This is a genomic window from Lacimicrobium alkaliphilum, assembly GCF_002591895.1.
GTDB classification, from domain to species: domain Bacteria; phylum Pseudomonadota; class Gammaproteobacteria; order Enterobacterales; family Alteromonadaceae; genus Lacimicrobium; species Lacimicrobium alkaliphilum.
In genome coordinates this window covers 407,100-422,546 of sequence record NZ_NISX01000001.1, presented here as the reverse complement: position 1 = coordinate 422,546, position 15,447 = coordinate 407,100, and the positions used below count along the sequence as shown (strand labels likewise).

The window sequence follows — 15,447 nt, the reverse complement described above, 5'->3', positions numbered from 1 at the left end:
TATGTTTTCAGGTACCCTGACCGGTATTAAATCCGCTGTCTACAGCTAATTTATTACCTTCAGCGGCAGTACGTGCCAGTTCATCGCAGCGTTCGTTTTCCGGGTGTCCGCTATGGCCTTTAACCCAGTGCCAGTCTACGTTGTGCTTTTGGCTAAGCTGGTCCAGTTGCTTCCATAAATCGACGTTTTTTACCGGCTTTTTATCCGCAGTGCGCCAGCCATTCTTACGCCAGTTATGGATCCACTGATTGATCCCCTGACGCAAATACTGACTGTCAGTAGTGAGGTGTATTTCGCAGGGCTCTTTAAGTGTCTCTAAAGCGGCAACAGCGGCCATCATTTCCATTCTGTTGTTGGTGGTCTGCTGGTAACCCTTACTGAGTTCTTTGACATGGTTGTTATATTTCATTACCACGCCATATCCCCCAGGCCCCGGATTGCCCAGACAGGAACCATCGGTGAAGACATATATTTTTTTCATTATTAATTTTTATTTCGCTGATTTTACTGCATGCTCGGCAGTATAATGATCGATAACGCAAATGAATAGGATTGGGTAGCTAATGCGGCAAATTGTTCTGGATACAGAGACCACGGGTATCGATCCCAAACAGGGGCACAAAATAATTGAAATTGGCTGCGTGGAACTTATTAACCGGCGTCTTACCGGTGAGCATTTTCATGTCTATATTAATCCGCAACGGGAAGTGGAGCAGGAGGCCATTGATGTTCATGGTATCACCAATGAAATGCTGGCTGATAAACCCACTTTTTCACAGGTTGCCGATGACTTTTGCTCCTTCATAGAAGGAGCACAACTGGTTATTCATAACGCTCCATTTGACGTGGGGTTTATGGATCATGAATTTTTACTGACAGGAAAGAAACCGGGTTTTACCGCAACAATTTGCACGGTTCTTGATACCCTGACACTGGCTAGGCGCATGCACCCGGGGCAGAAAAATAACCTCGATATTCTATGTAAACGTTATGGTATAGATAATTCTCATCGTACTTTGCATGGCGCTTTGCTGGATGCGGAGATTCTTGCCGATGTTTACCTGCTGATGACTGGCGGGCAGACGGCGCTGAATCTCTCCGGTAATAATTCGGGTGAAGAGAGCGGTAAGTCTGAGGGGATTCGTCGTCTTGCAGGTGACCGGCCCGCACTAAAGGTTATCCATGCTTCAGCCGATGAAGTCAAAGAACATGAAAACCGTCTTGATTTAATTGAGAGTAAAGGTGGAAGTTGTATCTGGCGCCATCCAGCGGAGTAATATGATTAAAAACTTAAGTCTATTTATGGCGCTGACGGTGATGTCAGCGGTCCAGGCTCAGCAACCCGATGAGCCTGCGACGGTTGAACAACCACCGAACCCTATTTCTATGCTGTCTTCCGATGAGTACCTTAATGGTATCGAGTTGCTCAATAACCGCTTTCGTATTGATTACAAAGTTGACGAAATAACCCTGGTGTTCTTTCGTGAATATGGTTCTGCCCCTGTAGTATTAGTTCGCCCTGATGGTAGCAAAATCCATCCGTACGACGGCGACTCCGGCGATAAAATACAGTGGTATGACGATTCCACCTATGATCTGGTCAGGATTAAACAACCTATGCCAGGCCCGTGGCAGGCTGTTGGACAACTTCTGCCAGACAGCAAGATTATGGTGGTCAGTGATATTCAACTCCAGGCCGAACCGTTACCTGAACTGCTGTTCTCTGGTGAGGTGCTCAAGCTGAGCGCAAGCCTGACCAACGGTGGAGAACCGATTGAATATGTGGAATTTGGTAATGCGGTAGAACTGAGTGTTGAATTTATCAGTACCAACAACCCTGAATTCACTAATTTCGGTGCAGAGACTGAGCTGGTGGCCCGCTATGAAGACAATGGCATGGGCATGGATGAATACCCCATGGATGGTACTTTTACGGGCCAGTTTAATCTTAATATTCCCCAGGGACAGTGGAAACCATTATACCGAACCACCACCGCTATGTTTACCCGTGAAGAAGAGGGACCACCGCTGGTGTTGTTACCTAATCCTGTAAAATTGTCGGTGGAGCAGGATCAGGGTGATGGCCGTCATGATCTGATTATTGATGTGGACAGGGAGCTGGTGGATATTAAAAGTCTGTTGGTGGATGGCAAGATTCGCTATCCCAATGGGGATGTTCTGAGTTTTTCTGTACCTGAAGGCTCAGATGAGGCCAGAGTGCAGGAAATACTCAATATCGAATACGGTGTTTTCAGAATAAAAATGACTGCCTATGGTAAAACTGCCAATGGCCGAGATTTCATCCTTGATGTTCCGGAATTCAGCTTTCTTTCAGAACCTCCTGTACAAGCGCAACCTGAAGCGGGTGCTGGTGAAGGTACTGAAAATGTGGATCTGGAAGCCCGTGCCAGTGCCGAGTTAACAGCCATGAACCAGCCACCACAGGTAATGGAAGATGAAACCGGAATTAGTGATAGCAAGCTTTGGCTTATTATTATGCTGGCCAATCTGGCTCTGGTGCTGATAGGCGGCGGACTGATTTGGTACTTTATGTTTGCTAAAACAAAGCTAACGAACCCGCTGACTAAGCTACTGTCACGATTCAGTAAGAAGAAAACAGCGGCCAAAGTTGCTGACGCTGATTCAGCTTCCTGATGAAGTAGCGGCATTTAACTGAACGGAAAACATCCAGTTTGATTAATAATGCTGCAAACGGCGCGCCAGAGCGCCGTTTTGAGGTTTTTTACCGGAAAAAGTGGTTGACTCACTCAGGGGTAAACCGTATCATCTGCGCCGCAGTTGGGGATGAGCGCCTTGCTTTTATGTCTTAACTGTTTGATTTATATAAGAAAGTGGAGCGGTAGTTCAGTTGGTTAGAATACCGGCCTGTCACGCCGGGGGTCGCGGGTTCGAGTCCCGTCCGCTCCGCCATTTCTTATCTAGGTCCCATTATTTGTGTTGGAGCGGTAGTTCAGTTGGTTAGAATACCGGCCTGTCACGCCGGGGGTCGCGGGTTCGAGTCCCGTCCGCTCCGCCAACACACAAAGAGATTCAGCGGAGCGGTAGTTCAGTTGGTTAGAATACCGGCCTGTCACGCCGGGGGTCGCGGGTTCGAGTCCCGTCCGCTCCGCCACAGTCTCTCTTAGTCCTCAATATACCTTAAGTTATATCCGCCATAACATGGCCATCATCTGTTTTATTTCTGATGTTTTACTCTCTCTTTGTAATAACCGTCCGGCAATCCTACCTTCGTCTCACTAACCTGATCCACCAAACTGGTATCTTCTGATAGTCACAGGAGTTTGCCAGTATGATTCCGATATCCAGTCTGCCTTATGGCGTGTCGTTAGAATTTTAATCAAATGTCTACTTTGTAGAGATATAAAAAATGCGCTTCTGTGTGATCTCTTTAATGAAATCCCGCTTATAACTGGCACAGATTAGCTGATCTGGGGCAGTAAGCTGCCTCAGGTAAAACGAGAGTGGGATTTATATGAAAAAACTTAACTGCTTGTTATCGGTCATTTTTATCCAGAGCTTTTTCCTTCCAACCGCATTAGCGCAGGAGGAAAATACAGCGATAGTGCCTTTGCCCTCAGTTGACGACTTCTCCAGAGGCAGGGATGGCTGGAGCTTCGGGCTGGGTTTAGGGGTTGAATATGAAACCGCCTACGAAGGATCGGATGAATTTGGATTGGAAGTTCAGCCTGCTGGCGCAGTGCAGTGGCGCAAAGGTGACAATATTTTCTACTTTGCCGGTGAAGCACTCGGCTGGCGTGGTCTTCGCGCTGATACCTGGCTATTAGAGGCCGCCGTGGGCTTCGATGAGGGCCGTGAAGAGAATGATTCCGACGACGGCCGGTTGGATGGGCTTGGTAATCAGGACGAAGGCGCTGAACTCGTGCTGCAAGCACGTCGCGCGCTCGATTCTGACTGGCGCTATTGGCTGGTTGGTCGTGCCGTAACAGGTGGTGACGGAAATCTTGGCCTGCTTGGAGTGGGCCGCCGCTTCGGCGACCAACTCGACGGCACCGGCTCTGAACTTAACTTTGTTGCGGTCTTTCACGACAGTGAATACGCCAACAAAGGTTTCGGCATAGACCAGGGCCAGGCGGCGGCATCCGGCTTAAGAGAGACCACGCTCAGCGGTGGACTACGCTCGGTTGGCATTGATTACAATTATCGCCACTACATCAATAATAATTGGCAGATCTACGGCGAAGCACTTTTTGAGTATTTTGGCAGTGAGGTGCGGGATAGTCCAATCGCTCGTAGTAACTACGAGGCCGAAATCGGCATCGGCTTTATTTACGTATTCTAGAGCGTGTATATTTTTGTTCAGAAAGTGAGCGGCATACCATCTATCCCTGGACACTAAAATTCCAGGAGAATTTTAGGACAGCTTTAGCTGGCCCGCGTAGCGGGGAGTACCATGGACGGTACGAAATCGCCGAAAAAATGTTCCTGACATTTTCGGCATACCGTCCATCCCTGGACATAAAAAAGCCAGTCAGATACCTGACTGGCTTTGTCATTTAGCGTTTGGTTTTACCCTGAGCTGTTAATCTGAATCAGGCGGCCTTGGCCGATTTTTTTTTGTCTTTTTGCAACAGGCTTTTATCGGCCATCAGCTCTTCGCTGTCGAAGTCATCCACATTGATGGTTTCCAGGCGCTGTGTTTCGGTGCGTCTGAGCAATTCGGCTTCCTGCTCGGTCAGTACACCCAGCTCCAGGCCTTTGTCAGCGATTTTGTCCAGCTGAACAAAGGGGAAGCGCTCATTCGCCGCTTTACACACCTTGTCGTACAGGGGCTCTGAAGCCAGCACATCATCAAGGGCCTGTTCCAGCCGGCCGAAGGGATTGCTCTCTTCACGGCTGAGGTATTGCCCTTGGCCGAGTCTGTCACGGCTTTCACATGGGGTTTGCAGAATATTGGCAATCTGATGATCGAGTTTATCTGAAGGGCGCGTAAAGCTTTTGCCAAATGGCATTACAATCAGTTTCAGCGCTTTGCCCAGGGCATTGGAAGGGAAGTTATCCAGTAATTCTTCCATGGCTAACTGGGCATTATAGAGGCTGTCCTGCATGGCCCAATGAACCATCGGTAAATCTGCCTTCTGACGCCCTTCATCCTCGTAACGCTTAAGTACGGCGCTGCCCAGATAAACATAGCTGAGAATATCACCGAGGCGGGCAGAAACCCGTTCACGGCGTTTAAGCTCACCACCCAGTACACCCATTGAAATGTCGGTCAGAAAGGCCAGGTTAGAACTGAGTCGTTCCATACCCTGATAATATCTTTTGGTTTCATCTTTATAGGGGCTGCCGGCCAGTTTGGCGCCCGTCAGCGAGAACCAAAGGCTGCGCAGGAAGTTACTGATGGCAAAACCAATATGACCAAACAGGGCCTGATCAAACTCCTTCAGGCTTTCAGTGGAGTCAGTATTCTGTGCGGCATACAATTCTTTAAGCACATAGGGGTGACAACGCATTGCGCCCTGACCAAAAATCATCATATTGCGGGTCAGAATATTTGCCCCTTCAACGGTAATGGCAATAGGCGCGCCCTGATAGCCACGCCCCACATAGTTATTCGGGCCCAGAATGATACCTTTACCACCATGCACATCCATGGAGTCGTTCACCACCTGGCGCATTTTTTCGGTCAGATGATATTTACAGATAGCGGAAATGACAGAGGGTTTCTGGCCGATATCAAGGCCCTTAGTGGTCATGCTGGTTACCGCATCCATCAGGTAGGCATTACCACCGATGCGCCCGAGCATTTCTTCGACCCCTTCCATTTTACCAACGGGTAATTTGAACTGACGACGAATACGGGCGTAAGCCCCTGTGGCCAGTGCCACGGTTTTGGAACCGCCGGCAGAGTTTGAGGGCAGGGTAATACAACGACCCACAGACAGGCATTCAACCAGCATACGCCAGCCCTGACCGGCCATTTTCGGACCACCAATGATAAAATCCAGAGGCACAAACAGGTCTTTACCACGAATAGGGCCATTCTGAAACGGAATATTCAGTGGAAAATGACGACGACCAATATCCAGTCCCTTGAGATCAGCAGGGATCAGTGCACAGGTAATACCCAGCTCTTTTTCTTCACCCAGCAAGCCTTCAGGATCCTGAAGTTTAAATGCCAGGCCCACGATAGTGGCCACCGGCGCCAGCGTGATGTAGCGCTTGTTAAAGGTCAGTTTCATGCCTAAAACGTCTTTACCTTCCCACTCGCCTTTACAGATTACACCGGTATCCGGAATGGAGCCAGCATCTGAACCTGCCTCAGGGCCGGTAAGGGCAAAGCAGGGGATCTCTTCACCTGTTGCCAGGCGCGGCAGAAAATGGTCTTTTTGCTCCTGAGTACCATAATGCTGTAGCAGCTCCCCCGGGCCCAATGAATTAGGTACACCCACAGTGGAGGCCAGCACAATGCCTGCGCCGGAGAGTTTCTGAAGCACACGGGATTGTGCGTAAGCAGAAAATTCAAGGCCGCCATATTCTTTTTTGATGATCATGGCGAAGAACTTATTCTCTTTCAGGTATTGCCATAATTCAGGAGGTAAATCGGCACGGGTGTGGTTGATTTCCCATTCATCGGCCATGCGGCACGCTTCTTCAACCGGACCGTCCAGAAAATCCTGTTCTTCAGCACTCAGACGCGCTTTGGGTACGGCATGCAGTTTTTGCCAGTCAGGTTTACCGCTGAATATGTCGCCGTCCCACCAGACCGTTCCGGCATCAATGGCTTCCTGCTCCGTACGGGACATTTCCGGCATGATCTTCTTGTATAAAGCAAGGATTGGAGCCGTTATGTAGGTTTTGCGGATATTGCTGATATTCAGCGGCAGTGCCAGCAACAGAAATACAATCCACGAAAACAGCCCAACTCCCCCTGTTACCGAGCCAATAGCGAGTATTGCAGCTAAGGCCATGGTGGTGACAGAAAGCTTAAGGCGCCAGTAACTGGCAACGCCTAACCCGATGAGTACCAGTAATAGCCAGAATGTAGTTTGCATGATTACTCCATTTGTAAGAGGTCTGACCAGATGTGAGGAAAATAGGCTTTTTATGACTAAAGGTCAAGTCCCTGGATACAAAACTCCATCTGACAGAACAAAAATCTTGTCTCTAATAATAGCTGTTTCAGAACAGCTAGGATCAGTGATGGCTAAAGGTTACTCAAACGATGCAACATCAACGGATACAGTAATAACCGGATTGCGACATATAGTTCAGCGCAGGGTGAATGAGAACGGCCTGTCTAATGGCGTTTCTTCAGTGATCAATGGTTTCTCAAAAGTAATCGGAATCTTTCTGGCAGGTTATTGTGGGAGGCTGAAATGGGCCCTGTAATGTGCTTTTTGTGAGAAACCCAGAGCCGGGTAAAGCTTAGCAGCGAGATTTTATTGCTAACTGAATTGTCACTTTTTGTTGTTGTGACTATAAGTGTTCAACTGAATATCCAGCTGCTCTTTACCGTCTTTTAGCTGCTGCAGGCGCACCATCTGATAATCCAGCTGTGGAGCCAGCCAGATAAGGGTTTCTCTTTTGCTGTTTTCTCTGACTTTGTGCAGCTTGACGGTGTCTATCTCTCCCATTGGCAGGGTGAGCCTTTCCTTGCCCGTTACAGCAAAGGTTTCTTCGTCTTTATTACCCTTTTCATTGATGGTGCTATAAGTGAAGCGGCTCTCCCCTGATGCGATCCGACGTCTGATATCCAGATGAAAAAGCTGATTGTCGGTCTCATCCTGCCAGGGTATGACCTCGTCCTGATTGACGACTATCTGGTTGTCCGATGCAGAAAAGCGGATGGTTGTGTTTTTATCTTTGCCTGTGCCGGTACGTTTATAACGGTAATGCTGTGGTACCAGTAGTTCGTCTTCGTTTACATTAAAAACACTGGTTTCACTGCGTTTATCTGACAAAAATAAAAATGATGCGGAAGACTCAAAGCGCAGTGTGTATTCACCGGCATCATTCTTACTCAGATTCTGGGTTGCCGTACCCAGTTCCATACCCGAGCGGTATGCTTTATATTCAGCACTGAAAGGGGTCAGTGAAAACGCGCACGCCATCTGGCAGAACAAAAGTCCTGCCAGTGCACTAGTCCGCAGCATAGCCCTGCGGTGGAACAACCTTGTTATCGAGTAAAACTTTTCCATTCTGTAATACTAACCTGTCTTCGCAGAACCACTTTATGACTAGAGGATAAATACAAAGTTCCTGTTGTCGCACGCGCTCAGCCAGTTCTGCTTCTGTGTCATCTTCAAATACCGGCACTTTCGCCTGCAGTATAACGGGCCCGCCATCCAGCTCAGGAGTGACAAAGTGTACACTGGCACCATGCTCAGTATCCTGTGCTTCCAGAGCTCGCCTGTGCGTATGCAAACCTTTATATTTGGGCAGCAGGGAAGGATGAATATTGAACATTCTGCCCTGGTAGTGCCCGACAAACTCAGCACTCAGAATTCGCATGAACCCGGCAAGAACGACCGCCCTGGGGTGAAAGCGATCAATCTCTTTCATCAGCGCCTGATCATAATCAGACCGATCCGCATAGTCTTTATGGCTGACAACAATGCTCTGTATACCCGCCTGTTCGGCTCTGGTCAGTCCGTATGCGTCGGCCTTGTTGGATATAACCGCAGTAATACGGCCGTGGATCTGCTGCTTTTCAGTGGCGTCTATAATGGACTGTAAATTTGTGCCATTGCCGGATATCAGTACAACAATTGAATTCATGGCTTAGCGGATCTCTACCTGACTACCACCTTCTGCAGGAGCGACTTTTCCTATTACCCAGGCGTTCTCACCTTCGTCCAGCAACAGCTGCACCGCTTCATCCGCTTTTTCTGCGGGTACTGCGATCAATAAACCCACGCCGCAGTTAAAGGTCCGGTACATTTCATGGGTCGTCACGTTGCCCTGATGTTGTAACCAGGCAAAAATGGCTGGCCATTGCCAGCTACTGCCATCGATAATCGCTTTGGCCTCATCGGGTAATACCCGCGGGATATTTTCCCAGAAACCACCGCCGGTAATATGAGAGATGGCATGTACCGGTAAAGACTGAATCAGTTTCAGTACCGGTTTGACATAAATTCTGGTGGGTTCAAGCAGATGCTCTGCAATAGGTTTGTCTTCAAGCATTGCTTCTGTGCTCGCACCACTGACCTCAATGATTTTACGGATCAGTGAGAAGCCATTTGAATGAGGGCCGGAGGAAGCCAGGGCAATAAGACTGTCTCCCGGTGCGACTTTACTGCCATCAATAACATCATCGGCTTCCACTACACCCACACAAAAACCGGCTATATCATAGTCATCGCCATGATACATACCAGGCATCTCTGCAGTTTCCCCGCCTATCAGGGCACAACCGGAGAGTTCACAGCCTTTACCGATTCCGGCTACCACTTGTGTGGCGTTATCCACATTCAGCTTTCCGGTAGCATAGTAGTCAAGGAAGAACAGCGGTTCAGCACCCTGAACAATCAGATCATTGACACACATTGCTACCAAATCGATACCGACACCATCGTGACGCCCCAGATCCATGGCCAGCCTGAGTTTAGTGCCGACCCCATCAGTACCTGATACCAACAGCGGATTTTTGTATTTCTGTGGAATAGCGCACAAGGCTCCGAAACCACCCAGTCCACCTTTCACCTCTGGTCTGTGGGTTTTTTTCGTCACGCTCTTTATACGTTCGACCAACTGGTTTCCGGCGTCAATATCCACACCGGCATCTTTATAACTCAGGGAGGGCTTGGAATCGCTCACGGCTGTCCTCATTTGATAGGCAAAAAATTTTGCGGCGATTTTATCAGTTTCAGACCCTGTTGGGTATCCACAAAACAGGCCTGTTATGAACGAGCGCCGATATTGGTGAAAAATAAATTAGGATGAAATCTGCAACCAATTCAAAGACAATAAGGCCGTCAATCGCCAGGGTCAGTGTTTATTTAATCTGTAGACTACGTTGGTGGCTGTTTTGGGGACGTTACGGATACAGTTATAACGTTTAGTGGCCTGAATAAGTGGCTGATAGCGCTGTCTGATAAGAAATTAGCCCCGGCCCTATGGGTTGAGAATGAAAATCGGTTACTCTGTGCCACAGATTACTTAATAAGGGTAAACGGGTTTACTACTGCCCTGATGAACCGGTTTTTCACTCAACAGAGACAATTATGAAAGATAAACAGGCCGCAGAGAAGAGAGAGCTATGAAAACGATCTGGACGATGCTGGTGGGGTGTATCTGTTTGCTCAGCCTTCCCGTGCATGCTGCGTTGGTACAGGGATTGTATGAGGCCAGAGTGCCTATTGCCCAGCAATCCATCAGAGTTCAGCAAAAGGCATCCAGAGACGCGATGGCACAGGTGCTGGTGAAGGTTAAAGGCAATAACGATGTGCTGGAAAGCCAGGTCATCCGATCAAAATTGGATCAGGCAGAGGATTTTATTCGCCAGTATCGTTTTGAGAATGAAAAAGGGCAAAGCTACTTCATTGCTAATTTTGATGCAGATAAAATCAATGACCTTATCCGTGCCGGCGGATACTCTGTCTGGGGGAATCGGCGTCCCTCAACCCTTATCTGGCTGGCTATAGAAAACCCCGAAAACCATGACCGCCACCTGATCTCAGAGCAGTTGTTATCTGAGGAAGCGGTGGTGATGCTGGAAACAGCTCGTCGCCGCGGTATTGTGATTAATTTCCCGATATTGGATATAGAGGATCTGAATCGTGTAGGTGTGTTTGATGTCTGGGGTCGCTTTACCGGTCAGCTATTGCAAGCCAGCGAACGTTATGACGTTGAAGCCATGCTGAGTGCCAGGCTTTATCAGATAAATGTGGCTGAAACTGACGCCCCGTCATCGGCGGATTTCCAGTGGCAACTGGACTGGAACTATGTCATGCAGGGAGAGCAGTTAGAAGGAACGCTCAGCGCAGAAAAAAAGAATGATGTGCTGGAGAAATTGCTTGAAGTGCATGCGGATCTTCTGGCCAGCAGTTTTGTTGGTGAGGACAATGAGCCAGGCGCGAGCCTGATTGAATTGCAGTTCAATAATGTTATGGATCTCAGCGTCTACGTTAAGATAATCCGGATTTTAAAAAGCCTGTCAGTTGTTTCTCATGTGTCACTGGAGCAACTCTCCGGACGGGTGGGGATCTTTAAGGTGAGATTATCCGGTAGTGAACAGGGGTTAATTAATGCCATTGGCCTTGAAAACAGAATTCAGCGACAGCGGGATCAGTTTGGTCAGCCAATGGAAACATTACAATTCAACTGGGTAGAACTATGAGTTCACAGTTGTACTTGCCGGTTCAACTGCCTGACGACGAACACTTTGAGAGCTTCTATGCCGGTGAGAACCAGCAATTAGTAAGCCATCTGACCAGTTGGTTTGATTCGCCGGCGCGTCCTTTTCTTACCTATATCAGTGGTGAGCACGGCCAGGGTAAAAGTCATTTGTTATATAGCTTGTGTAACCTGGCTGCTGACAGAAACCAATCCTGTGCTTACGTGGGATTTAAAAATGACACTGAGCTTGCACCGGAAATGTTGGTCGGTCTGGAACAGATGGCTTACGTCTGCCTGGATGACATTCATTTACTGGAGGACAAGCCTGATTGGCAACGTGCCGTGTTCGATCTGATTAACCGGGGTAGGGAGCAGGGGCGCTGCAGGTTAGTGGTCTCTGCGCTTCAGGGCCCCAAAAAAGTACCCCTGGCGCTGGCAGATCTTCGCTCGAGACTAAGCTGGGGTCTGAGTTTTCATCTGCATCCATTGACTGATGATATGCGCTCAGACGTGCTGCAGGCGAGAGCATACCGGCGCGGTATGATGATGCCCTCGGAAGTAGCGCGTTTTCTGATCACTCACTGCCACAGAGATATGCCAACACTGATGAGCGTGCTGGAGAAACTGGATGTGTCCAGTTTACAAGCCGGTCATAAGCTCACCATACCTTTTGTGAAGAAAGTACTGGATCTTTAACTACAGGATTCAGTCGGCCTGCTTCTTTTTTAATCCTAAACCCAGTTCACGGCCACGCAAGCGGGCGAAAAAACTGCAACCTATAAAAGCCACAGAGGCGAGTATTATTTCAATTGCCGCATAAATTCGCTCATTTTCAAGGGCATACACCGCTGTCAGCCCGTGGAGCAGATAAAACATCAACACAAAGTTGGCCCAGGCGTGAGTGTAGGGTCGGGCTTTAAGGATCCCTGAAAGGGGAAATAACAATGGCAAGATCCACATCAAGGTGATGAAAAGCACTGAATACCCAACATCTTCCCCTAACAGGAAATGCCACAGGACCACCCACAGCAGCAATGACAGATAAGAAATCAGGGCCAGTTGTCGGAAAAAACGTGTTTTTGCAGACAAGGTTATACTCCTAGTTTTGCAGCAACTTCTGCAAGTCGTTTGCCCTGGGCCAGACAGATAGCCTGTTCGGCCCGGGTGAGTTTATTGTCACCCTGCATTCCCGCTTGATGGCTGGGTCCATAGGGGGTGCCACCTGAATCGGTGCTGTTCAGCTCTGGTACCGAATAAGGTGTCCCCATGAGCAACATACCGTGATGCAGTAAGGGGATCATCATCGTGAGCAACGTGGATTCCTGGCCTCCATGCAGGCTGCCTGTTGAGGTAAAGACACAGGCCGGTTTACCGGATAATGCCCCAGCCAGCCAGAGTGCCGAGGTACCATCCCAGAAATGTTTCATGGCGGACGCCATATTGCCAAATCGCGTCGGACTGCCCAGCGCCAGGGCCTGGCAGTTTTCCAGTTCATCGAGGGTCACATAAGGATCACCACTGTCCGGTACTGGCGCGGCTACAGAAGTCGTTTTAGTGGTCACTTCAGGCACAGTGCGCAAGCGAGCCTCTAATCCCATTTGCTCGACGCCCTGAGCGATTTTACAGGCCAGGTTCCGGGTACTTCCATTGCGACTGTAATACAAAACCAGTATATAACTCATCAGAGTATTTCCAGTACCTTTTCAGGGGGCCTGCCGATTCTGGCGTCGTCCCCATTAATTACCACAGGACGCTCCAGCAAGACGGGGTTTTCCGTTACCGCTTCCAGGAGTTGCTGTTCACTCGCCTCAGACAACTCTAAAGATTTGTAGACACTCTCTTTTACGCGCATCATCTGACGCACAGAATCAACGCCAAGCTTTTGTTTCAGACTGATTAACTGATTTTTATCAAGGGGGGTCTTCAAATACTGAATAACCTCTGGTTGAATGCCTTTGTCTTCAAGCAAAGCCAGTGTCTGCCGGCTTTTTGAGCATCTGGGGTTATGTAGAATCTGAATTTGTGACATGCTGAATCACCCTTGAGTTGTGTCAAAACGCCATGATAGCAAAAGGCAGGAAATGGAACACATCTTAAGATAAAGATTGGTATGATTGCCTGAATTTAAAATGAAACTGAATTCAATCGCATTGCAGTATGTAAAAAGAGGACTCTGGTTTGCGGCAAAAAATTCTTATTACCCTGGCAGCGGTTCTGGCTCTGACAACGGGTGTGGCGGTAAGTCAATGGTTTTCCAGTGATTTTGTCACCCTGGACGGTGAAAAACACCGCTGGGATGATTATCAGGGGCAGTGGGTCGTGGTGAACTATTTTGCTGAATGGTGCGCTCCCTGCCTGCGCGAGTTACCTGAATTAAATCATTTTGCCGGGATGACAAAAGAGACTGATATCACCCTGCTGGGTATGAGTTATGACAGATTGTCAGAAGATGATCTGGCCGGACTGGTGCAAAAATACGCTATTGAATTCCCGGTAATCCTTGCAGATCCTGCACCGAAAATGCCTAACCAAAGACCCAATAGTTTACCCGCGACCTATATAATAGGGCCCGATGGTAAGGTGGTTCGCCAATTGATGGGTGAGCAGGAAGCGGATCTGCTATTGGAGATAGTAACGCGCCTGAAAGAATAACCCGGCAGCAGATATCAGAGCTTATTCAGACGGGTCTCGGCCTCACGCATCTGTTCAATCCGGGCTAGTATCCGCTGCTTTTCAATTACACTATTTTGAGTGAAATTATACGCGGTTTTAAGTTCATCCACCGCTCTGGTGTAGGCTGAATTGAGCGCATAGACTTCTGCACGAGCCTGATGCATTTCCATTTTCTGGCCACTTTCCCCGTAGGCTTCTGTCAGCAATTGATAGCTCAGTAAATGATCCGGATTTACCAGTAAATAGTCTTTAAGGTGGCTTACTGCGCGATTGTATTCTTTATTCTGAATAAGAGCGTTAGCCAGATTTAATGCCAGCACCCGATTTCTTGGCTGGGTTTTCAGCAGTGAAGAGAGACGCGAGATGGCCTGCTCATTTTGCCCTGTGGCCAGTGAGATGTCGGTAAAGGTATCAATATAGAAAAGGTTTTCTTCATCTTCCTGCAGAAGTTTCGCAATTATACCGTTGGCTTCAACATATTGCTCATCGGCCAGTAATGCCAGAGCCAATCCGTACTGACTACTTTTTACTTCTATCTCCGTACGGGCATTTTCGAGTCTGTCCCGGAAATGCACCAACCGTTGTTTGCTGTCCAGGCTATATCTCGCCAGAATCCGGGCTTTGACCAACTGAAAGGCGAGGCTTTCAGGACGCCGGGCAGCAGGGTAATTGCCTACCCGGGCTTTCATATCTGCCACTCTGGACTCGGGTAAGGGGTGTGTCATCAGAAATGCCGGGGGCTTGGAAACATAGCGATACTGAGCGGCCAGCTTACCGAAGAAGCTCGCAGAAGCCTGAGGCTCAAAGCCCGCTCTGGCAAGAATTTCAATACCAACCCTGTCGGCTTCTTTTTCATTGCTGCGGGTGTAATTGATCATCGCCTGTTGCCCTGCAGCCTGTCCCGCGCTGATGGCAGCCATTCCGGCTTCAGGGTTTGCCAATGCCAGCAAAATGCCTCCTAACATGGATACAACCTGTAATGGCGATGCATTCTGACGGGCTTCCATGCTACGGGCGATATGGCGTTGGGTAACATGCGCTATTTCGTGGGCTACAACGGATGCCAGCTCACTTTCACTGTCGGCCTTTACCAGTAATCCGGTGTGAACACCAATATGTCCACCATAAAAGGCGAAGGCATTAATGGCATCGTTGTTTATGGGGAAAAACCGGAAGGGAAACTTAGCATTATCCGCTTGCGCGACCAGGCGGTTACCCAAATCCTGAATATACTCTTCGATCAATGGGTCATTGATAATGGGGGCCTGCGCACGTAACTGGCGCATCAGCACTTCACCGATCAGTTTCTCTTTATCAATACTGATGGCACTGGAGGCAACCACCCCGATCTCTGGTAATGTATTCTTATCGGAATCGTGCCTTACCTGAGCCGGTACGGTAAAGGTTATACAACTGAGACAAAGAAGAACCGCTCTAAACATCTTACCACTC

15 protein-coding genes and 3 tRNA genes are annotated in these 15,447 nt (G+C 48.7%); 9 read left to right on the top strand and 9 right to left on the bottom strand.

Annotation, left to right across the window (positions count from 1 at the left end; translation table 11 throughout):
• Positions 1–7: 7 nt before the first annotated feature.
• On the bottom strand, positions 8–481 hold the full coding sequence (gene rnhA, locus CDA54_RS01945; protein ID WP_099033306.1) for a ribonuclease HI: 474 nt from the start codon (positions 479–481) through the stop codon (positions 8–10).
• Positions 482–563: 82 nt separating this feature from the next.
• On the opposite strand from rnhA, the gene dnaQ reads away from it, so the two are divergent.
• The 6 genes from dnaQ (at position 564) to CDA54_RS01915 (ending at position 4,321) form a co-directional block, all read left to right on the top strand.
• Positions 564–1,277, top strand: coding sequence for a DNA polymerase III subunit epsilon (gene dnaQ, locus CDA54_RS01940; RefSeq protein ID WP_099033305.1), 714 nt, complete (start codon positions 564–566; stop codon positions 1,275–1,277).
• 1 nt (position 1,278) lies between these two features.
• Complete coding sequence (locus CDA54_RS01935; RefSeq protein ID WP_099033304.1) at positions 1,279–2,655, top strand: TIGR03503 family protein; 1,377 nt, start codon at positions 1,279–1,281, stop codon at positions 2,653–2,655.
• A gap of 199 nt (positions 2,656–2,854) precedes the next feature.
• A tRNA-Asp gene (locus CDA54_RS01930) sits at positions 2,855–2,931 on the top strand.
• A 29-nt stretch (positions 2,932–2,960) separates the two neighbouring features.
• Positions 2,961–3,037, top strand: a tRNA-Asp gene (locus CDA54_RS01925).
• Between the two features lie 19 nt (positions 3,038–3,056).
• A tRNA-Asp gene (locus CDA54_RS01920) sits at positions 3,057–3,133 on the top strand.
• Between the two features lie 360 nt (positions 3,134–3,493).
• On the top strand, positions 3,494–4,321 hold the full coding sequence (locus tag CDA54_RS01915) for a MipA/OmpV family protein (RefSeq protein ID WP_099033303.1): 828 nt from the start codon (positions 3,494–3,496) through the stop codon (positions 4,319–4,321).
• Between the two features lie 250 nt (positions 4,322–4,571).
• On the opposite strand, the gene fadE is transcribed toward CDA54_RS01915, so the two are convergent.
• From fadE to purM, 4 genes are all read right to left on the bottom strand, one after another.
• Positions 4,572–7,034: an acyl-CoA dehydrogenase FadE gene (fadE, locus tag CDA54_RS01910; RefSeq protein WP_099033302.1), complete on the bottom strand. Its 2,463-nt coding sequence runs from the start codon at positions 7,032–7,034 to the stop codon at positions 4,572–4,574.
• 405 nt (positions 7,035–7,439) lie between these two features.
• Positions 7,440–8,135, bottom strand: a complete 696-nt coding sequence (locus CDA54_RS01900) for a DUF3108 domain-containing protein (RefSeq protein WP_180237082.1) — start codon at positions 8,133–8,135, stop codon at positions 7,440–7,442.
• Positions 8,122–8,760: a phosphoribosylglycinamide formyltransferase gene (gene purN, locus CDA54_RS01895; protein WP_099033299.1), complete on the bottom strand. Its 639-nt coding sequence runs from the start codon at positions 8,758–8,760 to the stop codon at positions 8,122–8,124. The genes CDA54_RS01900 and purN overlap by 14 nt, the downstream gene beginning before the upstream one ends.
• A 3-nt stretch (positions 8,761–8,763) precedes the next feature.
• Positions 8,764–9,801 carry a phosphoribosylformylglycinamidine cyclo-ligase gene (gene purM / locus CDA54_RS01890; protein WP_099033298.1) on the bottom strand — a complete coding sequence of 346 codons (1,038 nt, stop codon included), beginning with the start codon at positions 9,799–9,801 and terminating at the stop codon, positions 8,764–8,766.
• 442 nt (positions 9,802–10,243) lie between these two features.
• Here purM and CDA54_RS01885 point away from each other — a divergent pair, with 442 nt between their 5' ends.
• Complete coding sequence (locus CDA54_RS01885) at positions 10,244–11,323, top strand: DUF2066 domain-containing protein (protein WP_099033297.1); 1,080 nt, start codon at positions 10,244–10,246, stop codon at positions 11,321–11,323.
• On the top strand, positions 11,320–12,018 hold the full coding sequence (gene hda, locus CDA54_RS01880; protein ID WP_099033296.1) for a DnaA regulatory inactivator Hda: 699 nt from the start codon (positions 11,320–11,322) through the stop codon (positions 12,016–12,018). The genes CDA54_RS01885 and hda overlap by 4 nt, the downstream gene beginning before the upstream one ends.
• Before the next feature lie 9 nt (positions 12,019–12,027).
• Here hda and CDA54_RS01875 read toward each other — a convergent pair whose 3' ends face one another.
• Genes CDA54_RS01875 through arsC form a run of 3 tightly spaced genes read right to left on the bottom strand, consistent with a single transcriptional unit; the run spans position 12,028 to position 13,351 of the window.
• On the bottom strand, positions 12,028–12,411 hold the full coding sequence (locus tag CDA54_RS01875) for a DUF2069 domain-containing protein (protein WP_099033295.1): 384 nt from the start codon (positions 12,409–12,411) through the stop codon (positions 12,028–12,030).
• Positions 12,412–12,413: 2 nt separating this feature from the next.
• Entirely contained in the window at positions 12,414–13,004 is a 591-nt protein-coding gene (gene wrbA / locus CDA54_RS01870) for an NAD(P)H:quinone oxidoreductase (RefSeq protein ID WP_099033294.1), read from the bottom strand.
• On the bottom strand, positions 13,004–13,351 hold the full coding sequence (gene arsC, locus CDA54_RS01865) for an arsenate reductase (glutaredoxin) (protein WP_099033293.1): 348 nt from the start codon (positions 13,349–13,351) through the stop codon (positions 13,004–13,006). The genes wrbA and arsC overlap by 1 nt, the downstream gene beginning before the upstream one ends.
• Positions 13,352–13,500: 149 nt before the next feature.
• Between arsC and CDA54_RS01860 the strand changes: the two genes are divergently transcribed.
• A complete protein-coding gene (locus tag CDA54_RS01860) occupies positions 13,501–13,974 on the top strand; it encodes a TlpA disulfide reductase family protein (protein WP_099033292.1) in 474 nt (157 codons plus the stop codon).
• A gap of 14 nt (positions 13,975–13,988) precedes the next feature.
• Here CDA54_RS01860 and bepA read toward each other — a convergent pair whose 3' ends face one another.
• Entirely contained in the window at positions 13,989–15,437 is a 1,449-nt protein-coding gene (gene bepA / locus CDA54_RS01855) for a beta-barrel assembly-enhancing protease (RefSeq protein WP_229748042.1), read from the bottom strand.
• Positions 15,438–15,447 lie beyond the last annotated feature (10 nt).